General features: G+C 61.6%; 21 protein-coding genes and 1 tRNA gene. 4 read left to right on the top strand and 18 right to left on the bottom strand.

Annotation, left to right across the window (positions count from 1 at the left end; all coding sequences use genetic code 11):
- Positions 1–11: 11 nt before the first annotated feature.
- Together ACOZHM_RS17600 and ACOZHM_RS17595 are read left to right on the top strand one after the other, a co-directional pair.
- Positions 12–434, top strand: a complete 423-nt coding sequence (locus tag ACOZHM_RS17600; protein ID WP_421570611.1) for a hypothetical protein — start codon at positions 12–14, stop codon at positions 432–434.
- A 75-nt stretch (positions 435–509) separates the two neighbouring features.
- A complete protein-coding gene (locus ACOZHM_RS17595) occupies positions 510–1,280 on the top strand; it encodes a transporter (RefSeq protein WP_421570609.1) in 771 nt (256 codons plus the stop codon).
- A 445-nt stretch (positions 1,281–1,725) separates the two neighbouring features.
- Here the strand turns inward: ACOZHM_RS17595 and ACOZHM_RS17590 are convergent, their stop codons facing one another.
- From ACOZHM_RS17590 to ACOZHM_RS17575, 4 genes are all read right to left on the bottom strand, one after another.
- Complete coding sequence (locus ACOZHM_RS17590) at positions 1,726–1,899, bottom strand: DUF1328 domain-containing protein (RefSeq protein WP_313344673.1); 174 nt, start codon at positions 1,897–1,899, stop codon at positions 1,726–1,728.
- A gap of 434 nt (positions 1,900–2,333) precedes the next feature.
- The gene (locus ACOZHM_RS17585) at positions 2,334–2,732 is read right to left on the bottom strand and encodes a response regulator (protein ID WP_421570607.1); all 399 of its coding nucleotides are present in this window, start codon (positions 2,730–2,732) and stop codon (positions 2,334–2,336) included.
- A complete protein-coding gene (locus ACOZHM_RS17580; RefSeq protein ID WP_421570657.1) occupies positions 2,729–3,736 on the bottom strand; it encodes an HWE histidine kinase domain-containing protein in 1,008 nt (335 codons plus the stop codon). Before ACOZHM_RS17580 ends, ACOZHM_RS17585 begins: the two co-directional genes overlap by 4 nt.
- Positions 3,737–3,851: 115 nt before the next feature.
- Positions 3,852–4,424 (bottom strand): GNAT family N-acetyltransferase, encoded by a 573-nt coding sequence (locus ACOZHM_RS17575; protein ID WP_421570606.1) that lies wholly within the window; start codon positions 4,422–4,424, stop codon positions 3,852–3,854.
- Positions 4,425–4,625: 201 nt separating this feature from the next.
- On the opposite strand from ACOZHM_RS17575, the gene ACOZHM_RS17570 reads away from it, so the two are divergent.
- Positions 4,626–5,081, top strand: coding sequence for a hypothetical protein (locus ACOZHM_RS17570; RefSeq protein ID WP_421570605.1), 456 nt, complete (start codon positions 4,626–4,628; stop codon positions 5,079–5,081).
- 18 nt (positions 5,082–5,099) lie between these two features.
- Here ACOZHM_RS17570 and ACOZHM_RS17565 read toward each other — a convergent pair whose 3' ends face one another.
- The 3 genes from ACOZHM_RS17565 to ACOZHM_RS17555 form a co-directional block, all read right to left on the bottom strand.
- Positions 5,100–5,423: a low molecular weight protein tyrosine phosphatase family protein gene (locus ACOZHM_RS17565; protein WP_421570604.1), complete on the bottom strand. Its 324-nt coding sequence runs from the start codon at positions 5,421–5,423 to the stop codon at positions 5,100–5,102.
- Positions 5,424–6,256: 833 nt separating this feature from the next.
- Positions 6,257–6,529, bottom strand: a complete 273-nt coding sequence (locus ACOZHM_RS17560; RefSeq protein ID WP_421570603.1) for a hypothetical protein — start codon at positions 6,527–6,529, stop codon at positions 6,257–6,259.
- The gene (locus ACOZHM_RS17555; protein ID WP_421570601.1) at positions 6,526–7,335 is read right to left on the bottom strand and encodes a hypothetical protein; all 810 of its coding nucleotides are present in this window, start codon (positions 7,333–7,335) and stop codon (positions 6,526–6,528) included. The genes ACOZHM_RS17560 and ACOZHM_RS17555 overlap by 4 nt, the downstream gene beginning before the upstream one ends.
- 429 nt (positions 7,336–7,764) lie before the next feature.
- On the opposite strand from ACOZHM_RS17555, the gene ACOZHM_RS17550 reads away from it, so the two are divergent.
- Positions 7,765–8,565, top strand: coding sequence for a tyrosine-type recombinase/integrase (locus tag ACOZHM_RS17550; RefSeq protein ID WP_421570600.1), 801 nt, complete (start codon positions 7,765–7,767; stop codon positions 8,563–8,565).
- Positions 8,566–8,688: 123 nt separating this feature from the next.
- On the opposite strand, the gene ACOZHM_RS17545 is transcribed toward ACOZHM_RS17550, so the two are convergent.
- From ACOZHM_RS17545 to thrS, 11 genes are all read right to left on the bottom strand, one after another.
- Positions 8,689–11,202 carry a hypothetical protein gene (locus tag ACOZHM_RS17545; protein WP_421570599.1) on the bottom strand — a complete coding sequence of 838 codons (2,514 nt, stop codon included), beginning with the start codon at positions 11,200–11,202 and terminating at the stop codon, positions 8,689–8,691.
- 378 nt (positions 11,203–11,580) lie between these two features.
- Complete coding sequence (locus ACOZHM_RS17540; protein WP_421570598.1) at positions 11,581–12,072, bottom strand: hypothetical protein; 492 nt, start codon at positions 12,070–12,072, stop codon at positions 11,581–11,583.
- Between the two features lie 1,011 nt (positions 12,073–13,083).
- Positions 13,084–13,160, bottom strand: a tRNA-Pro gene (locus tag ACOZHM_RS17535).
- Positions 13,161–13,227: 67 nt separating this feature from the next.
- A complete protein-coding gene (locus ACOZHM_RS17530; RefSeq protein ID WP_068853353.1) occupies positions 13,228–13,584 on the bottom strand; it encodes a MerR family transcriptional regulator in 357 nt (118 codons plus the stop codon).
- Positions 13,565–13,864, bottom strand: coding sequence for an integration host factor subunit alpha (locus ACOZHM_RS17525; protein WP_005410432.1), 300 nt, complete (start codon positions 13,862–13,864; stop codon positions 13,565–13,567). The genes ACOZHM_RS17530 and ACOZHM_RS17525 overlap by 20 nt, the downstream gene beginning before the upstream one ends.
- A 26-nt stretch (positions 13,865–13,890) precedes the next feature.
- Entirely contained in the window at positions 13,891–16,272 is a 2,382-nt protein-coding gene (gene pheT, locus ACOZHM_RS17520) for a phenylalanine--tRNA ligase subunit beta (protein ID WP_421570597.1), read from the bottom strand.
- A gap of 119 nt (positions 16,273–16,391) precedes the next feature.
- Positions 16,392–17,387, bottom strand: coding sequence for a phenylalanine--tRNA ligase subunit alpha (locus ACOZHM_RS17515; protein ID WP_421570596.1), 996 nt, complete (start codon positions 17,385–17,387; stop codon positions 16,392–16,394).
- A 192-nt stretch (positions 17,388–17,579) separates the two neighbouring features.
- Positions 17,580–17,939 (bottom strand): 50S ribosomal protein L20, encoded by a 360-nt coding sequence (gene rplT, locus ACOZHM_RS17510; RefSeq protein ID WP_017355264.1) that lies wholly within the window; start codon positions 17,937–17,939, stop codon positions 17,580–17,582.
- Positions 17,940–17,949: 10 nt separating this feature from the next.
- Positions 17,950–18,147, bottom strand: coding sequence for a 50S ribosomal protein L35 (rpmI, locus tag ACOZHM_RS17505; RefSeq protein WP_017355265.1), 198 nt, complete (start codon positions 18,145–18,147; stop codon positions 17,950–17,952).
- Positions 18,148–18,501: 354 nt separating this feature from the next.
- Positions 18,502–19,041, bottom strand: coding sequence for a translation initiation factor IF-3 (gene infC / locus ACOZHM_RS17500; RefSeq protein ID WP_421570656.1), 540 nt, complete (start codon positions 19,039–19,041; stop codon positions 18,502–18,504).
- A 47-nt stretch (positions 19,042–19,088) separates the two neighbouring features.
- Positions 19,089–20,993, bottom strand: coding sequence for a threonine--tRNA ligase (gene thrS, locus ACOZHM_RS17495; protein ID WP_421570595.1), 1,905 nt, complete (start codon positions 20,991–20,993; stop codon positions 19,089–19,091).
- Positions 20,994–21,112 lie beyond the last annotated feature (119 nt).

Here is a 21,112-nt window from a genome sequence, read left to right as displayed (position 1 = left end):
AAGGAGTCCGCATGAGCCGTCCTTTCCTGTTGCTCGATACCAGCGAACCGGCCGACGCACCGGCGCTCGCCAGCGCGCTGGTCGAATTCGACCGTGCGGTGCAGCGGCTGGTGGACCAGGACCCGGACGTGCATGGGCGCTTCTCGCGCGCCTATGTCACGGCGCTGTTCCGCGCCTGCCTGCTGCCGCACGACCCGCAGGCAGGCGTACCGCGGGGGCGGCCCGATCCGGAAATCGCGCAGGCGCTCAAGCACTGGATCCAGGCACAGCTGCTGCGTTACCCGGGCGAAGGCGATGACCATCGCCTCACCGCCGCGCGCCGCGCCGCGCACGGCTTCTGGCTGCAGTCCATGGCCTGCCCGATCGACGACGATGGCCGCCCGCGCGCGGCACGCCTGCTCGACGGCCTGCTGGCGCTGACCCGCCCGGACTGACCTCTGCAACGTGCCGTCACGGCGCGTTGCAGGCGCACCGCTAAGCTGCTGCCGTTTCCCGCCGCGGATGTAGCAATGCGTAACTGGATGGGGCTGTTGCTGGTCACGTTGGCCCTGCCCGCATGGGCGCAGCAGGATGACGAAGAGACTCCCGCCTTCGACCGCCCGGGCCTGGGGTTTGCGGCCTCCACCCTGCCGCGCGGCGGCGTCGCGCTGGAGCTGGGCCTGCCCGATTATTCGCGGGACCGCGACGACGATGGCACGCGTTCCACCCAGTACGGCACCGATATCCGGCTGCGCATGGGCCTGGGTGCGAACCTGGAACTGCAGGCTTTCGGCAACCCCTGGAACCGGCTGCGCGAGGCGCCACGCAATGCGCCGGCCACCACCACGCGTGGCGCGGGCGATAGCGGCCTTGCCCTGAAATACGCGCTCCCCACCGGCTCGGACCGCCACGCGCTGGCGTTGCTGGCCAGCAGCAGTTTCGACACGGGGTCGCGCGCGTTTGGCGAAGGCGGCACGCAGTACGAACTGGGTGCCAGCTACGAGTACACCTTCAACGACCGATGGACCGGCGCGCTGTACGCCAACGCCACACGCGGCGCGGGCGAGGATGCGTTTACATGGTCGCCCAGCGTCAACGTGGCCGTAACCGACACCGTGAGCGCGTTCGTCGAAGCCGGATTCACCCACACCAACGGCGAGCCCTCCACAGCAGTAGCCGGTGCGGGCCTCACCTGGATGGCGACCTCCCGCATGCAGCTGGACGCCTCCTTCGACCTCGGCCTGGACCGAAACAGCCCGGATCTGCAGGCAGGACTTGGGGTTTCGTTTTACTTCGAGTGATTATTGCTGTGCCTGATCGGAGTCATCCGGTTGGGCGCCAACCGCAACTCGTTTGATTGAAAGCTGCGGCTCGCGAGGTCACCGTGGCCAGCCAACTCCGCGTTATCGGACGGCAAGCGCCATGCGACTCCCACCCGTTGAGCAATCGCACCCTGCCACTGAGGCAGGCGAACTGGATCTGGCGGGTGCGGACTCCGCTGCCGACGCCTTCGATGCGGTGCTGCGGCAGTTGCAGGACGAGGGCGAGATGCCTGCGCACGAGGAGGATGACGATGAAGCGGCCCAGGAACGTCGCCGGGCGGCGTGGCCGGAGCAGGAAGACGCGCCTCTTCGGCGGCCCTACCTGGACAACGGCTTCTGGGTACTGCCTGACCTGCGCCCGAGCGTGCCGCGAGCGCCTGCGGTCACCCGCAGGCCGTTGCTCGCGGCGGCGCCGGCGGTGATGTCAACTGACCTTCTTGGCCACCGTCATGCCCAGCAGGAACAGGATGACGGCGATGATGATGCCCGCCCAGAACAGGAACTTGGCCACGCCGATGGCCGCGCCACCGATGCCGGCAAAGCCCAAGGCACCGGCAATGAGGCCGATGATGGCGAAAATGATGGCCCACTTGATCATGTTGTTCCTTTGCCCCAATCGGGATGAATGACAGGCCTTCACGCTAGCGATCCGCGCGTCCCCCACTCGTGAATGGGCCGCAGGCGGCACGTGAAAATGGCGGATTCTTCACAGGCGCTAGCAGAGCTTCTTCACGCTGTCTGTAGGATTTTTCCGACGAACGGTAGGCAGCCTTCTTTTGGGACAATGCGCATCTCGTTGAATTTGCTTCATTTTTTCCAGAAAGATCGTCACACCACTGAATGTGTGACCGTTGCCGCAATTTCACAGCTTGGTCACAATGATGACGTCCCACCCAATCATCAATTGCCATGCGCGCATTCGTCTCCAAGCAGCACCCCGCACTGCTCAAGGTCTATTTCGTAGCCTGTTATGTAGTGCTGATTGAAGAAGTGATCCGCGCCGTTACCTGACGCGATCGCAGCCTGCGCCCGTCAGCGCAGTGCCGCAGCGTCACCTTCATTGCCACTCCCTGCCGCGCTACCGGCCGCCTGCAGGGAGTGAAGCGCGCGATCCAGATCGCGCATCCGGAACGGCTTCTGCAGGCCATAGCGGTGCCGCAGCGGTTCCGGTATCGCACTGCGGTCGTAGCCGGTCAGGAACAGATACGGAATGCCGCGCGCCTCCAGCGCCTCGGCCACCGGAAACGACGGTGTGCCGCCCAGGTTGACGTCCAGCACCGCCACATCGATCGGCGCCCGCTGCAACGCTGCCAGCGCATCGTCCACCGTGCCCGCCAGCGCGACGACCTCGTAGCCCAGCTCCACCAGGCAGTCTTCCACCATCATCGCCACCAGCGATTCGTCCTCGACGAGCAGCACGCGGGCACTCATGGGTGCACCGCCTCGGCCTCTACCGCCGGTGGTATCGACACCCGATAGCGCAACCCACCCGGCTCGAACGCCAACTCAACCTCACCGCCCAAGTCATGCTTGAGGCCACGCTCCAGCAGCCGTGCGCCGAATCCCAACTGCGCCGGTGGATGCACGGGCGGACCATCCCGCTCCTGCCAGGTCAGTTCGATGCGCTGCTGCCCGTTCACCTCGTGGCGCTTCCACTGCACGCACACCCGCCCTTCCGGCGCGGACAGCGCCCCGTGTTTGACCGCATTGGTGCCCAGTTCGTGCAGCGCCATGGACAGTGCCACCGCGCGGCGCGGGTCCAGCCGGCAGGCCTCGCCGTGCACATCGAAGCGTTGGCCGTCGCCGGCGCCGTGCAGCGCCGCCACCGCACCCACCAGTTCGGTGATATCGGCGCTGTGCCAGTTTTCCCGCGTCAGCACGTCGTGTGCGCCGGCCAGCGCGATCAGGCGCTCTTCGATCTTGTCGCTGGCATCGTCCAGCCCTGCCGCACTGCGCAGCGTCTGCCGTGCAATGGACTGCACCATCGCCAGCGAATTCTTGACCCGGTGGTTCAGTTCGTTCACCAGCAGCTGCAGGTGCTCTTCATGCCGCTTGCGCTCGGTCACATCGCGGGTGCTGCCGGCAATGGCTTCCACCTGACCGTCGGGCCCGATGACCGGGGTGAAGATGTAATCGTAGGTGCGCACGCCCTCGGTGGCGTGCGGAAACGGCACATCGCCACGCACCGGCAACCGGGTGGCGATCACCTGCTCGATCTCGGCGTCGTGCATGGCGGCATGCCACGGCTCGTACCCCAGCTCCAGGCAGGTCTTGCCCATCGCCTCTTCCCAGTGCAGCCCCCACATGTCCAGCAGCGCCTTGTTGGCATAGATGAAGCGGTGCTGCAGATCGAACACATAGGTCAGATCCGGCGTGGCCTGCAACAGTGCCTCGTAGATGCGCCACTTGGCGGTGTTGTCTTCCTGCTCCAGCAGCACGGCGGGCGCCCTGTTCATTTGCGTGCAGCATAGGAGCGGAGGCGTGAAAGCGGGATCACATTCGCCAGGGTTCATGACCCCGGAACCAAGAGCAGACACGCATGGCGTGTCCCTACGACGGAATCAACACCATCTCCATCGGTTGATAGATCAGCCCCGCATACTCCCCGACAGGCCCGGACACCTGGAACCCATACCGCTCGTAGGCCGGAACCGACGCCAGCGAGGCGCGCACTGTAACAATGTCGCCACGCGCGCAATCGAGCAGCGCCTGCATCAACGCCCGCGCTACCCCTTGCCCCTGGCAATCGGGCAGAACGAACAGCGTGGCTACATGCTGGCCGCCCACCAGCTCCGCCACCCCAACAACGCGGCCGGCGGCCTCATATACAAACATGTCGTTCTCATCGGACATGCGGCTGGCGAATCCCTCCACAGAGGCGATTCCCGTGAAGGTCTCCACGCCCAACGGTGACAGCGACGGGGCGACGGCCGCCATGAACGAGGCCATGCACACGGCGCTGGCCGCTTCCAGATCTTCAGCGCGCAATCGTCTTGTCGTCATGTGTGCATCCTCATGCCAAGCGCGGTCGTAAATGGCCTGCCATAGCTTAGCTGTCCGCGCGTTGCAAATGGAAAGACCCGTTGCCGATGATCTACCCAAGGGCAGATGCGACATCTGCATCAGATGTGCGAAAGCGAAGTGAGATCCAGTCTTGCAGATCGCTCCATTGCGCGTTGACAGTCTGCGCGTGCAACAGCAGCATCCGCGCGTCGCCGCACAATCGGCGACCGGGATTGCAGCCCGAAAACAGAGGACGCGCCAGCGCCCAACGAAACTTGTCCGTAGGGCGGTGGTCTCAGCGATTTCTTGAGGAATCCCACCATGGAATACGACCCCTTAGCCGCCCCCACCCTCAACACCATTGATATCGCCAGCGAGCTCGGCGTCTTCGCCGATGCGATGGACTGGGACAGCGCCCACTGGGCGGCACTTGTTGCCTACATCGAAGACCAACTTGATTACTCGGGCAGGTCGTTCAACGAAATGACGGTCCACGACGTTAAGTGCGCCATCTGGACGAAGGGTCCCAAGGGCAACCACATTTCCCAAGTGGAACGCCTCATCGGCACCGAAGATCGCGCCAGCCATGAGGTTTTCCGCATCGCCCGCAGGATGCTGCGCATCTACGACCTCCGAATGGCCGAGCTGCTCAAGTTGTTCCAGGTGCTTCAGTGCTGCCCTGGAAAATTGGAAGACCTCACAGTGAAAAACCTGCTGGCACTGATCGACATGGTGGACGAGGACGCTGCCCCACGCTATGTATTTCCGCTAACGTAAGCGTCTCTTCCGGGCGGCTCAGTTCAGTAGCAGCGTCACCTTCGCCTCGAGCATCGCCACCAACTGCGGATCCATGTACCGGTAATCATCAGGAATCTCCAGGCAGTGCAAACGCTTGTAAGCGAGCAGCCGCGAGAAGCTCGCCTGCAACCGATGCTGATGCTTGGGTTCCATGACGAATATGACATCGGCCCAGCGGATGTCCGCTGGGCCGATGGGTCTGCGTGCATGCGGACTGGTACCCGCCGAGCGCGCATTGAAGCCCGCTCGACGCTGCCAGATCGCTTCACCGGTAGGGCTGCGCAGCTGGTTGCGGCTGCAGACGAACAGCAGGTTGGTCACAGTTGGTCCAACAGTTGCCGAGTGCTGCGGATGGGATAAGCGATACCTAGCTGACGTGCACGGACCAACTTGCATCCACGCGTATACAACAGCTTCCAGTTCTTTTCAGGCTTGAACCTAGTGCATTTCGCCTCGCGGTCGCCGCCACATTGACGGGCCAGCGAACGCCTCCAGGCGCGGTTTCTTTCAGTTTCCATGATTTTCTTCTCGTGAGTACCGGGTTCAGCAGCCGCGGTAGTACGAGTGGGCGGGATGATATCGCAGGATCGCGTCGGCGGTAAAGCCAGGCCGCTCGGCACCATCCGAATCGGTTCGCTAACGTAAGGCATTGGGACCCGCCCCGCCCTACCCCAGCCTGGGTCATGATTGTGGTTCTGCTAGAGCGTACCGGTCTCAGCGCCAGCCGAAGCGCCATTGACCACTTCCAGCAAGGTATCTGCAGCCCGGCATATCTGCCTTACCCTCTCCGACTGGGCCGTGCATGCTGAGGCATCGACGTCCTGGCCCAGTCGATAATCGGCAACTACGCGCTTCGCCCTAGCAGCCTCCATTGCTCGCAGCGCCCTCGCCTTGACGTCCTTGTACCGATTCAACGGCGCGCAAACGCCTGCCACCTTCCACTCGGCGAGACGCTCGGTAAGTTCAACATGAGTGACTTCCGCACCCCGAGACTTTACCGACGCTGGCAACATTTCCACCAGTGGCAGCATTGAATGAAACGCCGCGTAATGCGCTCTACTCATGGAAGATCGATGAGCCACCTCGCGACATCCATCTGTCGCAGTTGACGCTGCATACGCAAGCAATTCATCCCTTGAAATTGCCATCAGACGTCAACTCTCGGTCACATTGGAAGTCAGCGCGAACAACAGCTTCCGCTCAACTTCAACTCGAAAATTCTGTTCTTCCAACGCACCATACAGATCCCACTCAAGCTCTGCCGCCCGCTTCGGATCAACGTCAACGGACAGCTCATAGAGCAGGGAAGATGGACTGTTTCCTTCGCCAGTAATGGTGGTAATTGCGACCTTGGCGGTCGTTACTTTCCGAGCGTAAAGATATTCACGCACAAATCTCACAACCGGCGACGTTTCGGCGTCAGTCATGGCGTCCCTCTCGGAGAGCACCAACGACTGCTCGCCAGGGTGTATGTCACTTCCCCAATGGGCACGTTCATCCTTTCAAGGTCTGCGCGAAGCTCACCCGACAGCTGCAGGTAACCATGGGCAGCAAGCATGATCATGGCCTGCCTGGTTGCGTCAGCGACGCCCTCCAACACATCGCGATGCTTGACGAAGACGTCGGCGACCGCCTGCATGTGGCCACTATGCTCAAGACCTTGCAGGTATCTAATGAATAATCGGCTTCGGCTTGCGCTCATGTTGAGCGCCCGGTCAAAAAGGGCTTGACCCGCACGAAGCTCGCCCTTCAGCAAATGAACATGCCCACGCACCTCAAGAGCGCCACCGGCATCAACCTTCGCAAGAAGGTCCGCCTTGTTTCGTAGCGCGCGCAGGACGATATCGTTCGGTTGCCCGCCTCGATAGATCGAGGCAAGTTCCTTGAGCAATTCGTTGTGTATGGTCTCGGGAGCAGCTTGGACCGACATCGATTTCCCTAAAGGATGCATTCCGCGCATCGCTGCAACGGTTTCACCACGGTTCCGCGCATTGCGCGACCAATCTGGCGCTCGGCTTTCAAGCCGCGGAACGAAAAAGGGACCGCCCCAGCCTTGGAGCGAATGGTCTCTTACCCGGATTGACCGTTTCAAGTGGCAGAACCGCCACCGCACGCTGCCCGATAGGGTGAAATCAGCGGGCGAAAAAAAAGGCCCGCGCATTGCTGCGTAGGCCTTTGATTTCAATACCAGTTTGGTCGGGACGGCCAGACTTGAACCGACGAACTTCTGCACCCAGGCATCGACCCTGACCCACCCACGCACTTGATCCTAGAGGCATTTTATCTGCATTTTCGCGTGCGAAAACTGCGAATTGCTGCGCATACAGATCAACAACTTACAGGTCGATAGGATGAGGCCCCACCTCTTGAAGTGCAGGGAAGTCCCTGGCTTGAGTGGATCAGCGCATCAAAAATGGCCTACGGGCTTTCATCTGATTGATCCGCTGATCCACCCGCGCCTAGTCGAGACGTTCATGGGTCGGGACCAGGCCAAGGCATTCGCCACCACCAAGAAGCTGAATGACGTGCTCATGCCCGGCAACGACCTGGTGGAGCGCGTCATAGGCTCGCGCGAGACAGTCGCTGATGCGATCGCGGTCTTCCGCCGCCACGACATCCCCGCGCGTGGCTGGGCACCGAAACCGCGGAGGTCTACGAGAGCGTGATCCGCCGCATCGAGACGGGCATGGGCAGCCGACCGGCGGAAGACATTACGGTCAAGGATTGCGCCGAGTTCATCCGCGCCGTGACCCAGTCCGACCGCGCGTGCCAGCAGTTCCGGCACATGTTGGGCTGGATCATGGCCTACGCAGTTCAGGAGGGGTGGATCGATACGAACCCGGTACTGGCCACGCGCCGGTTCCAGCATGAGCGAAAGCGCCAGCGGTTGACCAAGGAGGTCTACGCGGCGATCTGGGACAAGGCCGAGCCGTGGCTGCGCCTCGCAATGAATCTATCGCTAGTCACGCTACTACGCCGCGAGGACGTGGTGTCATTGAAAATCGCCGATGTGCGCGACGGCTTCCTCTGGGTGGTGCCGCTGAAGACCGAGGGAAGCACGCTGGTGAAGTTGAAGATCCCGGTAGGCGAACAGCTGGTCACCCTGCTGACGCAGACACGTGATTCCGTGCTTTCGCCTGTCGTTGTCCACCGACTGCCCGATCGTGCGCGGCCGTCGGACAAACGCGCTGCCGCGCGCAAGCACCACACGCAGGTCATGCCCGAACAGCTGACACGCGCGTTTCAAGATGCCCGCGAAGCCGCCGGAATCAATGGTGCGAACCCGCCTAGCTTTCACGAAATCCGCAGCCTCGGCGGCGCGTTGTTGAGCGAATCGGGATGGACAATCGATCAGGTTCAAAGCCTGATAGGGCACTCATCCGCAGCCATGACTGAACACTATCTTGAGGGTCACGACGTGCCGTGGCACGAAGTACGCCCAGGCGACGTCCTCGTGCGATAGCGTCGCGCAGTTCAGCTTACCGCGCGCCTCTGCTGACTTGTACCAACAATCAAGGGCATCTACGTTCACCCGAGAAAAACCTACAGGTGGAGTCGGGCATCCACAGCCACATTAAGATGTGGTTTAGCCTCCTCGTGGACCAGCCTGCTTGGCCACCAGTGAGCGAATTCTCGGTCCTCCCCAGCCAAGATCGTAGGGCACGTCATTGAAGCCATCAAAATCCTGGGCAACTAACACCTCGAGTTTTGTCCACGGAGCGATCCTTGCACGGATATCGTCGGTGACATTCTCCAGCCTTTCCTTCACCAGATCACTGTCTTCACCATCGAGGGTATAGCGCTCAAAGGAAAGCATGGCGACGTCAGGCCTCAGCCGCTCGACTATAGAACAGAACTTCTCAATGGATCCTGCTACATTGAGAAAAAGACTGACTGAGCGCTTGACCTCGATGGCATAGAACTTCCCCCCCAGCATGCAAAGGGCATCTATCTCATTCTTCTCGGGGCGTCCGTGCTCCAAATATATGTCAACCTCCGGCAAGAACCAAAACGATCCAGAAAATGTCCTATCCAACAAGTGACCGAGCGTCCAAAGAACGGGAAGTCCACCACCAACTCTAAGCGACCTATACACAAATTCATTAAGCTCAAACTCCCAATCGAGGTCGATTGGAGCAAGATAAACCGTTGAACAGATCGAACACTGATTCTCGATACACATCAAGTCAAACATCTTCGAATTGGCATGACCGCAGTAATTGCATCGCCAGTTGAATACTTGAAAAAACACCTTCGATCTGACCAAATTCTCAAGAGTATCGAGAAGCCCGCTTCTGAGGTACTTCTGAGCCTCTTTGGAGTCCCTAAAGTTGCTGATCTTAGCGACACGAGCAACAGAGTCCTTGTCGTCCACTGCCATGCTCCGAAGCTTGCCGAGGGTAAATGTACGAGGCCTTGCCGCTCCTTCTGTTGCGGCGTCCAACACCCGCCTCCAGTAGGCGTTGCCGATCACCTCATATGCCACTGAGAGTTGCCCGAACATGGCGATAACGCCCCGCAGATTCTGCCCCTTGTCTGACACCCGGATTTCTGCGTAGCCGCTCTTAGCGAGCGAAGCCCTCAGGTCGTCGCTTGGGTACTGATGAAAGTTCAGCGCCAGATAGCGAAAGAAGGTCTCATCTGATGGAAGAGATATGTCAAAGAGCCAAGGCTCAGTCGCAAGACCTCTGCCATAGAGAGGTTCCTTCGAAGTAGGAAGCAGTGCGAGACGACATTGACGAGTCGCCCTAGCCAACCGCTCTGTAAAGGCACGTGTAACGCGGTTCCTATTCGGCAGCTCCCACGTATCGACAACATCACTGTACTTGGAGAGGCTGTTGTGTCGCTCTATGGCGATCTCGACCATCCACTGCCCCCTTCCGACTGACTTGAACCTGGGGTCCAGAAAGGAGAGATGTTCGGGCTCTTCGGCTCTAAACTGAGTAAAGGTTTCGCTTATCTTCACTGCTGCCGATGCCGCAAGTGCAGGGAACTCATGCACAGTCTCATCGGGCTCAAAAATTACAGCCTTATCAAATACTGAAGGAACTGATACAGAGTTCCAAGTGCAAGCCCGAAGTGAAGTAGCAAAGCTGTTAAGAGCGTCCTGAGAGTACTCACTGCTATGCAGCGAGACCAGGTTCTGGCCGCCACCTTGTCGAACGAAATTATTCTTGTTGAGGTACTTCCCTAACTGCTGTAGCAGCGGAGCATCAACAAAGAAGGATTCATCAACGATTAGTGCAGTTGCAGCATGACTTGTGCCTGCACAAATGCTCCTGCAGTTCCAGAAATTGATCCTTTCAAGTGGCGAAGTCCCAACGAATATGCGAAAGGTGTCCGCCCATAAAGAATGGTGCACTTGAGCGACCGCCTCGCTATGCGCCGTCGCCAGCTGGGACACGGTTGCAACTCGGTGCTCGGCTATCGCCGCAAACGCATCCGCGACGGAGGTGCAGCGCTCACTTCCCGCTATGAGGTTCTCCGGCAATTCAATCGGCGTAAGGCACAGAGTCCGATACAAGCCAGCAACCTCGTGCATTACATGGTGAAGATCGAGGCTAACGCCAAAATTGTCGGCGAGGGTGCGGTTTGTTGGCGCGGCGTTGTACTGCGTAAATAGCATCAGCTCAGGCTGACGCCTATCCTGCCGCGAGATGCGATATAGATCAGGACTACGTGCAGTACTGATAGAGGGCATTGGCCTGAAGTAGTGCTCCCATCGCGGAAGATAGGACCTCCAGCCTCGATCTACTTCGCAGTAATCATGCCTATGAGCCAAGAGAGCAACTGGCGAGCAAAGCCGATCGATTTCCTCGACCAAATCGCTAGCAAGATTTGAGTACGTGTAGATGAAATCAGGATCGAAGTGGACAAGCCAAGATTTGAAACCTTCATCCTGAAAGTTACCAGCCATTATTGGCACCATGAGGGTGCGAGCCCCTGCCCATCTGGAGTAGGACTCAAAGAACACCCCATCCAGTATTAGCTGTGCGGTTTCAGGTGTATCCAACGGCACCAGGTACGCAATTTTGATTGGACGGGACCCGAGCGCAGCCTCGACAGGTGCGGCTAAAGTGACGGGGCGATTCCAACGCATCTTTGACGCTCCTAAGAGATCTAACCCACTTCCCCTCATTAGACCTAATTGAGAGTGTCTCTGCTATATCAGGCCAAGTCAGGTCAGGTCTCCATGTTGCGAATGCCCATGCAAATCCGACCTCTAAGGTCGCGTGGTTGTCGCGCAAGTAATTGAAGGTGAGAATAGCGTACGAAATAAGAAAGGCCTGAACCGCTTGGTTCAAGCCTTTGATCTACAACCGGTATTGGTACGGACGGCAGGAGTTGAACCGACGACCCTCTGCGCATATCAACGTCAATAACGATATGCTTCGATGCACGAAGCCACAGGACGCGACTTCTTCAGACCTGCACCTCAATACATCGCGCCAAAACGGCATGCAGGAGAGGACTGCGATCAGAGTGCCCGATGCTCATCCACCACGTCGGTCGCGGTCGCGACGATCCGCAAGGCGCCGCCGGCCATAACACCCTGTTCGGTGAGGACGCGAACACGGATGACACTATCAGCATGGATTAGACGCGCACCGATGCGACCGCTCCAGCCGAACCACTGAGCCGGAAGTCCTCCCTGAGCAAGGTCCGTCTCCGTGATCTCTGCAACCTCGCTGATCTCCTCCGGTGAAAACTCTGTACGCGCAACGAGTTCCTCATCAAAAAAGACAAAGATCACCAATTCCCGAATGGGATCGCTCTTGTTTGATTCAACCGATACCCTCACGTCCAGCCCTGGGAAGATCCAGATTCCACCGGAACGGTGCACTTCCATTGCGCCCGCGTGGTAAAGCCCGAGGATGTTCAGTTTTTCATCCGAGCTGTCATCAATCCTATCCGCAAACTCGGTCTGCACAGTACGGTTGAAAATGAGCTCCTTATCCAAGTCGCTCATTTTTCGGCAGTCCCGTGTTGCACGCGATCAGTTAGCGATGAACGGGCGGCACGGTCATCCGCCTGTGCGCGCCGTCGCCAAATCGCCCCTCTGCCAAAATCTGCACCTCTCGCATAGAGAGACACTGACGACCGGCCAGCGGGCGGCGTTGAACCCTGGGTGGCCAAGTGTTGGCCCGGTGAACTTGCACTGTGCTTCCTCAATGCATCGTAATCGCTACGAGCCTTCTTTGCCAACGACTTAGAAACGACGCGCTCGTCCGCCGACATGATCAACCAAAGCTCGTCCAGCTCTGCGAGCAGTACGTCCCGAGTATCGAGGTCACCGGAATCGAACAAGCTGAAGCTCTCAAATATCCGGAGATAGTAGGTCACTAGGTTTAGGCTGAGGCTATCCATTTTCCACCATGATCCAGAGCGGCTTCGTGCCGTGGATGGCGCTTATGTAATCGTCGACCGGGCACACAGACGCAGGTTCGATAGCTCGATGAAGCACATTGTTTACTCGGTCCGCGCGTGCGATTAACTGCGCTGGCAACGATGAAGGAAGTAGCATGAATAGTTCGTGATCTTCTGCGAGACCACCAAACTTACAAGGCAACCTGTGATCAGGAAGGTCGTCATATCGTTCAGAAATAACCGACATACCTCCTGCTTGTGGCCGCACTATACCCGCATACGCGACGATGTCGTGATGCGGCGTTGGCGCCCCTGGTTCATGTCTAACTCTCACCCCAAGCGTTGAGGCAGAGTCACCGCATTTGGGCTTGGACAGATCAGCCGGATCCGGCTTCATTCCCCTGTATAGCATTCCATTGCCTCCGCATTTGGCGGCCAGCTTAGCATGCCCCCTCTCGTCTACATCGAGTCCTCCCACCGCTGGGGATGCGTGGTTCGCATCCCGGTTGAGCGGTCGAACAGCCCTGGCAAGCAGCGTATAGGGTGGGAATAGGGTACTGCAACAAAAAGGGCCTGCACCGTACGGCGCAAGCCCTTGATGTACAACCAGTATTGGTCGGGACGGCCGGATTTGAACCGACGACCCTCTGCCCCCCAGGCAGATGCGCTACCAGGCTGCGCTACGCCCCGATGATGCTGGTGTTGTCCCTGCTTTGCAGCAGGCCGACAAGTATAACGGGTTTGATCGAAAAATGGTTCAGCGACGGAGCAGTTGCAGTACTTCTTCCAGCTCCATGCGCGTCTGCTTGATGATCTGGTTGCTCAGTGCCGATTCGTCGCGCGCGCCGGCACCTTCCAGGCGCAGGCGGGCACCGCCGATGGTGTAGCCCTGCTCATAGAGCAGGCCGCGGATCTGGCGCACCATCAGCACGTCATGGCGCTGGTAGTAGCGGCGGTTGCCACGGCGCTTGGCCGGTTCCAGGCTGGGAAATTCGGTTTCCCAGTAGCGCAGCACGTGCGGCTTTACATCGCACAGCTCGCTGACTTCACCAATGGTGAAGTAGCGCTTGGCCGGTATCGGCGGAAGTTCGCGGTTACTGCCCGGATCCAGCATATGCCTCTACCCTTTCCTTGAGCTTCTGGCCCGGACGGAAGGTGACCACCGTACGGGCGGAAATCGGAATTTCCTCACCGGTCTTCGGGTTGCGGCCTGGGCGCTGGTTCTTGCGCCGCAGGTCGAAATTGCCGAAGCCGGACAGCTTCACCTGACGTCCCTGTTCCAATGCTTCACGCAGCACATCGAAGAACGCGTCGACAAATTCCTTGGCTTCGCGCTTGTTCAGACCCACTTCGTCGAACAGCTTTTCGGCCATCTCAGCCTTGGTCAATGCCATTGCCTGCTACCCCCCATGCTGCCCGCTCAACCGCGGATCCGGGCGTGGTGTTCACGCTCCATTGCGGCCACCGCCTCGGTGACCACCGCATCCACGTCGCGGTCCGTCAGAGTGCGCGACTTGTCCTGCAAAATCAAGCCCATAGCGAGACTCTTGAAGCCCGGCTCTACCCCCTGCCCCACGTAACGGTCGAACAGGGTCACCTGCCGAAGCAGCGGACCCACGGCCCGGCGCAAGGTGGCTTCCAGGTCGGCCCAGGCGGCCGCCTCGGGAACCAGGAAGGCCAGGTCGCGGCGCACCGAGGGGAAACGCGACAACTCGCTGGCGCGCGGCAGGTTGCGGGCGGCCAGCGGGGACAGGTCCAGCTCGAAGGCGAACACGTCCACGTCGATGTCCATGGCCTTGGCCAGGCGCGGGTGGATCTGGCCGATCCAGCCCAGGTTGACCCCGTCGCGCAGCACCTCGGCCGAACGCGCCGGGTGGCCGTACGGGCGGGTGGACGGCACGAAGCTGAGCGCGGCGCCGGAGGCGGCGGCCAGCGATTCCAGGTCGCCCTTGAGGTCATGGAAATCGACCTTGCGGGTCGCCAGGCCCCACTGCAGGGAATCGGCGTCGCCACAGACGGCGGCGGCCACGCGCTGGGTTTCCAGCGGTGCCGGCGCGCCCTCCCCGGCCTGCTGGTGGAACACGCGGCCCAGTTCGAACAGGCGCACGGTGCCCTGCTGGCGGGCGGCATTGCGGCCCAGGGTGGCCACCAGGCCCGGCAGCAGCGACGGGCGCATTACCGCCAGTTCGGCCGACAGCGGGTTGGCCAGTGGCACCAGGCCCTCGGCCAGCTGCCACTGCGCGAGCAGGTTGGCATCGACGAAGGCGAAGTTGATGGTTTCCTGCAGGTCGCGGGCCACCAGCTGGCGGCGCGTGCTCAGGTCGTCCAGGCGGGTTTCGCTGGGCATGGCCACGCGTGCGGCACCGCCCGGCAGGGTGGTGGGAATGCGGTCGTAGCCGTGGATACGGGCCAGCTCTTCAATCAGATCTTCTTCGATGGCGATGTCGAAGCGGCGGCTCGGCGCGGTGACCTGCCAGCCGTCGGCAGCCGCAGCCACCTCCATGCCCAGCGCGCGCAGGATGCGCTCCACGTCGGCGTCGGCAATCTGCAGGCCGAGCACGCGGGCGATGCGCGCACGGCGCAGGCCGATGGTCGCGGTCGCCGGCAGGTCGCCTTCGCGTACCGCCTCGGTCACCGGGGCCGGGGTACCGCCGGCCAGGTCCAGCACCAGGCGGGTGGCGTATTCGATCGCGATGCGCGGCAGCGCCGGGTCCACGCCACGTTCGAAGCGGTGGCCCGCGTCGGTGTGCAGGCCCAGCTTGCGGCCACGGCCCATGATGGCGGCCGGCGCGAAGTGCGCGGCCTCCAGGAACACGGCGGCGGTGTCGTCGGTGACGCGGGTGTCGTAACCGCCCATCAGGCCGGCCAGGCCGACCGGACGGTCGGCGTCGGTGACCACCAGGAAGCTGTCGTCCAGCGCGGCGTCGCGGCCGTCGAGCAGCTTGAGGGTTTCACCGGCGCGCGAACGGCGCACGCCGATGCTGCCCTGCAGGGTGCCCAGGTCGTAGGCGTGCATCGGCTGGCCCAGTTCCAGCATGACGTACTGGGTGATGTCGACCAGCAGCGACACCGGGCGCACGCCGCTGCGGCGCAGGCGCTCGGCCATCCACAGGGGGGTGGCGGCGCGCGGGTTGACGCCTTCGATCACACGGCCGAGGTAGCGCGGCGCTTCGGCACCGGCGGCCAGTTCAATCTGCAGCTCACGGCTGCCTGCAGCGGCCACCGGGGCGGCATTGAACGGCACCACTTCACTGGCGCACGCGGCGGCCACGTCGAAGGCGATGCCGCGCACGCTGAAGCAGTCGGCCCGGTTGGGGGTGAGCTTGATCTCGATGCTGGCGTCGGGCAGGCCGAGGTATTCCACCAGCGACTGGCCCACAGGGGCGTCGTCAGGCAGTTCGAACAGGCCCGAGGCGTCGCTGTCCAGGCCCAGTTCCTTGGCCGAGCACAGCATGCCGTTGGAATCCACGCCGCGCAGCTTGGCGGCCTTGATGCTGAGCTCGCCGATTTTGGCGCCGATCATCGCCAGCGGTGCGACCAGGCCCGGGCGCGCGTTCGGCGCGCCGCACACGATCTGCAACTGTTCGCCCTGCCCGGCATCGACCTGGCAGATCTGCAGGCGGTCGGCTTCGGGATGGCGCTCGGCCGAGACGATCCGCGCCACCACCACGTGGTCCAGGCCCGCGCCAAGGTCGGTGACCTCTTCGACTTCCAGGCCGATGGCGGTCAGCACCGCGCCAAGCTCGTCGCGCGAGGCGGTGGTGGGAACGTGGCTGCGCAGCCAGTTTTCAGAGAATTTCATGGTGTCACCCTGGGGGGCCCCGGCGCAGGCGCCTGGGCCGTAATTTCGACAGCCGGGCAGAGCCCGGCTCTACGTCGCCTCGACAATCGTGGTGCCGGGCTCTGCCCGGCATTCCGTCATCAGGCGAATTGTTTCAGGAACCGCACGTCGTTCTCGAAGAACGCGCGCAGGTCGTTCACGCCGTAACGCAGCATGGCGAAGCGCTCCACGCCCAGGCCGAAGGCGAAGCCGGTGTAGCGCTCCGGGTCGATGCCCACGTTGCGCAGCACGTTCGGGTGCACCATGCCGCAGCCGAGCACTTCCAGCCAGCGGGTGCTGCCGTCGGGCTGCTGCCACGCGATGTCCACTTCCGCGCCGGGTTCCACGAACGGGAAGTAGCTGGGGCGGAAGCGCATTTCGAAGTCGCGCTCGAAGAACGCGCGCACGAACTCGGACAAGGTGCCCTTGAGGTCGGCGAAGGTCGAATGCTCATCCACCAGCAGGCCTTCCACCTGATGGAACATGGGCGAATGGGTCTGGTCGCTGTCGCTGCGGTACACCTTGCCGGCCGCGATCATGCGCAGCGGCGGCGCGTGGTCGCCCATGTAGCGCACCTGCACACCGGAGGTATGCGTGCGCAGCAGGCGGCCATCGCCGAAGTAGAAGGTGTCGTGCATGGCACGCGCCGGATGGTGCGGCGGGAAGTTCAGCGCCTCGAAGTTGTGCCAGTCGTCTTCGATTTCCGGACCTTCGGAGAGCTCGTACCCCAGGCGGCCGAAGATCTCGGTGATGCGCTCCAGGGTGCGCGTGACCGGGTGCAGGCCACCGCGTTCGGCGCCACGGCCCGGCAGGGTGATGTCGATCGCTTCGGCGGCCAGGCGCGCGTCGAGCGCGGCGTTCTCCAGCACGGCCTTGCGTTCGCCCAGCGCGCTGGTCAGCGCGTCTCGGGCCAGGTTGATGGCTTCGCCGGCGGCCTTGCGTTCGTCGGCAGGCAGCGTGCCCAGCTGCTTGAGCTGTGCGGTGATGCTGCCGCTCTTGCCGAGCAGGGCCACGCGCAGGGCTTCCAGCGCATCGGGACTCTGGGCGGCGGCCACGTCGGCCAGCGCCTGGGTGGTCAGGGATTGGATGTCACTCATGGATAGCCTGGACCTCGCGTCGGTATGCCTTCGCGATGCGCGCCGGGCCGACCCCCGTCGCCACCGCTGTCGGGGCGGCACCCTGTTGGGCTGCCGCCGCCACAAAAAAGAATGGGGAAGGACTTGCGCCCTTCCCCATGCATTGCCTTACCCGCAGCCGTTGCGTTTGCACGGCAACGGCGGGGAATGGACTTATGCCGCCAGCGCGCCCTTGGCCTTTTCGGCCAGTGCAGCAAAACCAGCTGCGTCGTGCACGGCGATATCGGCCAGCACCTTGCGGTCCAGGGTGATACCCGACTTCAGCAGGCCGTTCATGAAACGGCTGTAGCTCAGGCCGTTGATGCGGGCAGCCGCGTTGATGCGGGTGATCCACAGCGAACGGAAGTTGCGCTTCTTCTGCTTACGACCGATGTAGGCGTACTGCTGTGCCTTGATCACGGCCTGCTTGGCAACGCGGAAGACCTTGCGGCGAGCGTTGTAGTAACCCTTCGCCAGGGTCAGAATTTTCTTGTGGCGGCGACGCGCCTGTACGCCACGCTTTACTCGTGCCATGGGTCAGTCCTCAGAGGTAGGGAAGCATACGGTTCAAACGGCCTGCGTCTTCTGCACGAACATGGTTCGTCTGACGCAGATTGCGCTTCCGCTTGGTCGACTTCTTCGTGAGGATGTGGCTACGGTTGGCGTGGCCAGCCTTGAACTTACCGGAGGCGGTCTTGCGGAAACGCTTGGCCGCCGCCCGGTTGGTCTTGATCTTGGGCATTGCAATGTCCTTGATGATGTTTTGTCACTGACCAGGGCGGTGGCATTGCCACACTTTCCGTCCGTGCCCTTGCCTGCTTGTAAGCCCGGGATCCCCATTGGGAACCAGGCCGGTCCTGTTGCCGTTGAAAAGCTTGAAACCGTTCAAAACAGCAGCCCCGCAAAAACGGGGTCGCCCATTATGCATGGGAACTGTGATGGTTGCAAACCTTTGATTGGGCGGGGTTTGCTGCGCCGGGGTTGCAGGCGACCACAAACCTGAACGGAGCGACGCCCCGTCCGGCCACGCGCCGCGTGGCCGCGCGTGGTTCTGGACCGCGAAGCCACCCATGGGGTGGCTCTACGCGTCAAACCCTTATTTCTTCTTGGGCGCGATCATCATGACCATCTGCCGGCCTTCCAGGCGCGGACGGGACTCGATCACGATGTCCTCTCCCAGATCGGTTTCGATCCGGTTGGCCATTTCGCGACCCAGTTCCTGATGGCTCATTTCACGGCCACGGAAGCGGATGTTGACCTTGATCTTGTCGCCCTCTTCCAGGAAACCGCGCATCTTGCGCAGCTTGATCTGGTAGTCGCCTTCGTCGGTGACCGGACGGAATTTGACTTCCTTGATCTCGACCTGCTTGGTCTTCTTCTTGGCCTCGTTGGCCTTCTTCTGCGCTTCGAACTTGAACTTGCCGAAGTCCATGATCTTGCACACCGGCGGATCAGCCTGCGGCTGAATCTCGACCAGGTCCAGACCTTCTTCTTCGGCCATCGACAGCGCTTCGTCACGCGTCAACACGCCAATCATTTCACCGTCGCTGCCGATCACGCGTACGCGCGGCACTCGGATTTCCTGATTCTTGCGGTTCTGTTTGTTGTCAGGGGTACTGATATTGCAATCTCCCAGAGGAATCAAACCGGCCCTCGCGGATCATCCGCAGGGCCGGGACTTTCTTACACAGACTGTTCTGCCTGCAACCGCTCGATGAAGGCCTGGACGGACATGCTGCCCAGATCTTCGCCCGAGCGCGTACGCACGGCCACGGCGCCATTTTCCTTCTCACGGTCGCCCACCACCAGCAGATACGGGACCCGCTGCAGCGTATGCTCGCGAATCTTATATCCGATCTTCTCATTGCGCAAATCGGACGTTACCCGGAAGCCTTGATCTGCAAGGGTTTTCGTCACTTCCTGCACGTATTCAGCCTGGGCGTCGGTGATATTGGCCACCACCGCCTGGGTCGGCGCCAGCCAGGACGGGAACTGCCCGGCATGGTGTTCGATCAGGATGCCGATGAACCGCTCCATGGAACCCACGATGGCCCGGTGCAGCATGACCGGGTGCTTCTTCTGGCTGTTCTCGTCCACGTACTCGGCGCCCAGGCGGCCCGGCATCATGAAATCGACCTGCATGGTGCCCAGCTGCCAGGTACGGCCGATGGCGTCCTTGAGGTGGTACTCGATCTTCGGGCCGTAGAAGGCGCCCTCGCCCGGCAGCTCCTGCCATTCCACGCCACAGCGGGACAACGCCGAACGCAGGGCGGCCTCGGCCTTGTCCCAGGTGGCGTCGTCGCCCAGGCGCGATTCGGGGCGCAGCGCGATCTTGATCTGGATGTCGTCGAAGCCGAAGTGCTCGTACACCGCCAGCGCCTGCTGGTGGAAGGCGGTCACTTCCGATTCGATCTGCGACTCGGTGCAGAACACGTGGCCGTCGTCCTGGGTGAAGCCACGCACGCGCAGGATGCCGTGCAGCGCGCCCGAGGGCTCGTTGCGGTGGCAGGAACCGAACTCACCGTAGCGGATCGGCAGGTCGCGGTAGCTGTGCAGGCCCTGGTTGAACACCTGGATGTGGCCCGGGCAGTTCATCGGCTTGACGGCGTAGGTGCGCTTCTCCGATTCGGTGAAGAACATGTTGTCCTGGTAGTTGTCCCAGTGGCCGGACTTCTTCCACAGGCTCACGTCCAGGATCTGCGGGCAGCGCACTTCGCCATAGCCACTCTTGCGGTAGACCTTGCGCATGTACTGCTCGACCACCTGCCACAGCGCCCAGCCCTTGGGGTGCCAGAACACCAGGCCCGGGGCCTCTTCCTGCAGGTGGAACAGGTCCTGCTGCTTGCCGATGCGGCGGTGGTCGCGCATTTCGGCTTCTTCGATGCGCTTGATGTAGGCCTCGAGCTGCTTCTTGTCGGCCCAGGCGGTGCCGTAGATGCGCTGCAGCTGCTCGTTCTGCGCATCGCCACGCCAGTAGGCGCCGGAGATGCGGGTCAGCTTGAAGGCCTTCAGGAAGCGCGTGTTCGGCACGTGCGGGCCGCGGCACATGTCCACGTATTCCTGGTGGTAGTACATGCCCATGGCCTGGATGTCCGGCGACATGTCCTCGATCAGGCGCAGCTTGTACTCCTCGCCACGGGCCTTGAAGATCTCCACCACCTCAGCGCGCGGGGTCACCTTCTTGACCACGTCGTAGTCCTGCGCGATCAGCTCGCCCATGCGCTTTTCGATGGCGGCCATGTCGTCAGGCGTGAACGGGCGCTCGGACTGGATGTCGTAATAGAAGCCTTCGGCGATCACCGGGCCGATCACCATCTTGGCGTCCGGGTACAGCTGCTTGACCGCATGGCCAACCAGGTGGGCGCAGGAGTGGCGGATGATCTCCACGCCCTCTGCGTCCTTGGCGGTGATGATGCGCAGGGTCGCGTCATGGTCGATGACGTCACTGGCATCGACCAGCACGCCATCCACCGAACCGGCGATGGTGGCCTTGGCCAGGCCGGCGCCGATCGACTGGGCGACGTCCATGACACTGACGGGGTTTTCGAACTCACGGCGGCTGCCGTCGGGGAGCGTGATCGCGATCATGACTGTGCTTTGTGCTGGTGGGCCTGCGGCGCAGGCCGAGGAAACAGGGGTCGAGGGTGTCCGGGGCGCGCGGCCGGATAAAAGAAAAGCGCCACGAAGGCGCCTGGGCAAGGGGCCGT

The sequence above is a fragment of the Stenotrophomonas sp. PD6 genome (assembly GCF_049199305.1).
Lineage (GTDB): Bacteria > Pseudomonadota > Gammaproteobacteria > Xanthomonadales > Xanthomonadaceae > Stenotrophomonas.
Note: the sequence above shows the minus strand (reverse complement) of the source record. Positions and strands in the feature narration are given on the sequence as shown.

What these genes read in the sequence shown, in the direction of transcription:
- ACOZHM_RS17600 (WP_421570611.1), top strand. Translation starts at nt 12, where the DNA reads ATGAGCCGTCCTTTCCTGTTGCTCGATACCAGCGAACCGGCCGACGCA.
- ACOZHM_RS17595 (WP_421570609.1), top strand. Translation starts at nt 510, where the DNA reads ATGCGTAACTGGATGGGGCTGTTGCTGGTCACGTTGGCCCTGCCCGCA.
- ACOZHM_RS17590 (WP_313344673.1), bottom strand. Translation starts at nt 1,899, where the DNA reads ATGATCAAGTGGGCCATCATTTTCGCCATCATCGGCCTCATTGCCGGT.
- ACOZHM_RS17585 (WP_421570607.1), bottom strand. Translation starts at nt 2,732, where the DNA reads ATGAGTGCCCGCGTGCTGCTCGTCGAGGACGAATCGCTGGTGGCGATG.
- ACOZHM_RS17575 (WP_421570606.1), bottom strand. Translation starts at nt 4,424, where the DNA reads ATGCAGATGTCGCATCTGCCCTTGGGTAGATCATCGGCAACGGGTCTT.
- ACOZHM_RS17570 (WP_421570605.1), top strand. Translation starts at nt 4,626, where the DNA reads ATGGAATACGACCCCTTAGCCGCCCCCACCCTCAACACCATTGATATC.
- ACOZHM_RS17560 (WP_421570603.1), bottom strand. Translation starts at nt 6,529, where the DNA reads ATGACTGACGCCGAAACGTCGCCGGTTGTGAGATTTGTGCGTGAATAT.
- ACOZHM_RS17545 (WP_421570599.1), bottom strand. Translation starts at nt 11,202, where the DNA reads ATGCGTTGGAATCGCCCCGTCACTTTAGCCGCACCTGTCGAGGCTGCG.
- ACOZHM_RS17540 (WP_421570598.1), bottom strand. Translation starts at nt 12,072, where the DNA reads ATGAGCGACTTGGATAAGGAGCTCATTTTCAACCGTACTGTGCAGACC.
- ACOZHM_RS17530 (WP_068853353.1), bottom strand. Translation starts at nt 13,584, where the DNA reads ATGCTGGATCCGGGCAGTAACCGCGAACTTCCGCCGATACCGGCCAAG.
- ACOZHM_RS17525 (WP_005410432.1), bottom strand. Translation starts at nt 13,864, where the DNA reads ATGGCATTGACCAAGGCTGAGATGGCCGAAAAGCTGTTCGACGAAGTG.
- pheT (WP_421570597.1), bottom strand. Translation starts at nt 16,272, where the DNA reads ATGAAATTCTCTGAAAACTGGCTGCGCAGCCACGTTCCCACCACCGCC.
- ACOZHM_RS17515 (WP_421570596.1), bottom strand. Translation starts at nt 17,387, where the DNA reads ATGAGTGACATCCAATCCCTGACCACCCAGGCGCTGGCCGACGTGGCC.
- rplT (WP_017355264.1), bottom strand. Translation starts at nt 17,939, where the DNA reads ATGGCACGAGTAAAGCGTGGCGTACAGGCGCGTCGCCGCCACAAGAAA.
- rpmI (WP_017355265.1), bottom strand. Translation starts at nt 18,147, where the DNA reads ATGCCCAAGATCAAGACCAACCGGGCGGCGGCCAAGCGTTTCCGCAAG.
- thrS (WP_421570595.1), bottom strand. Translation starts at nt 20,993, where the DNA reads ATGATCGCGATCACGCTCCCCGACGGCAGCCGCCGTGAGTTCGAAAAC.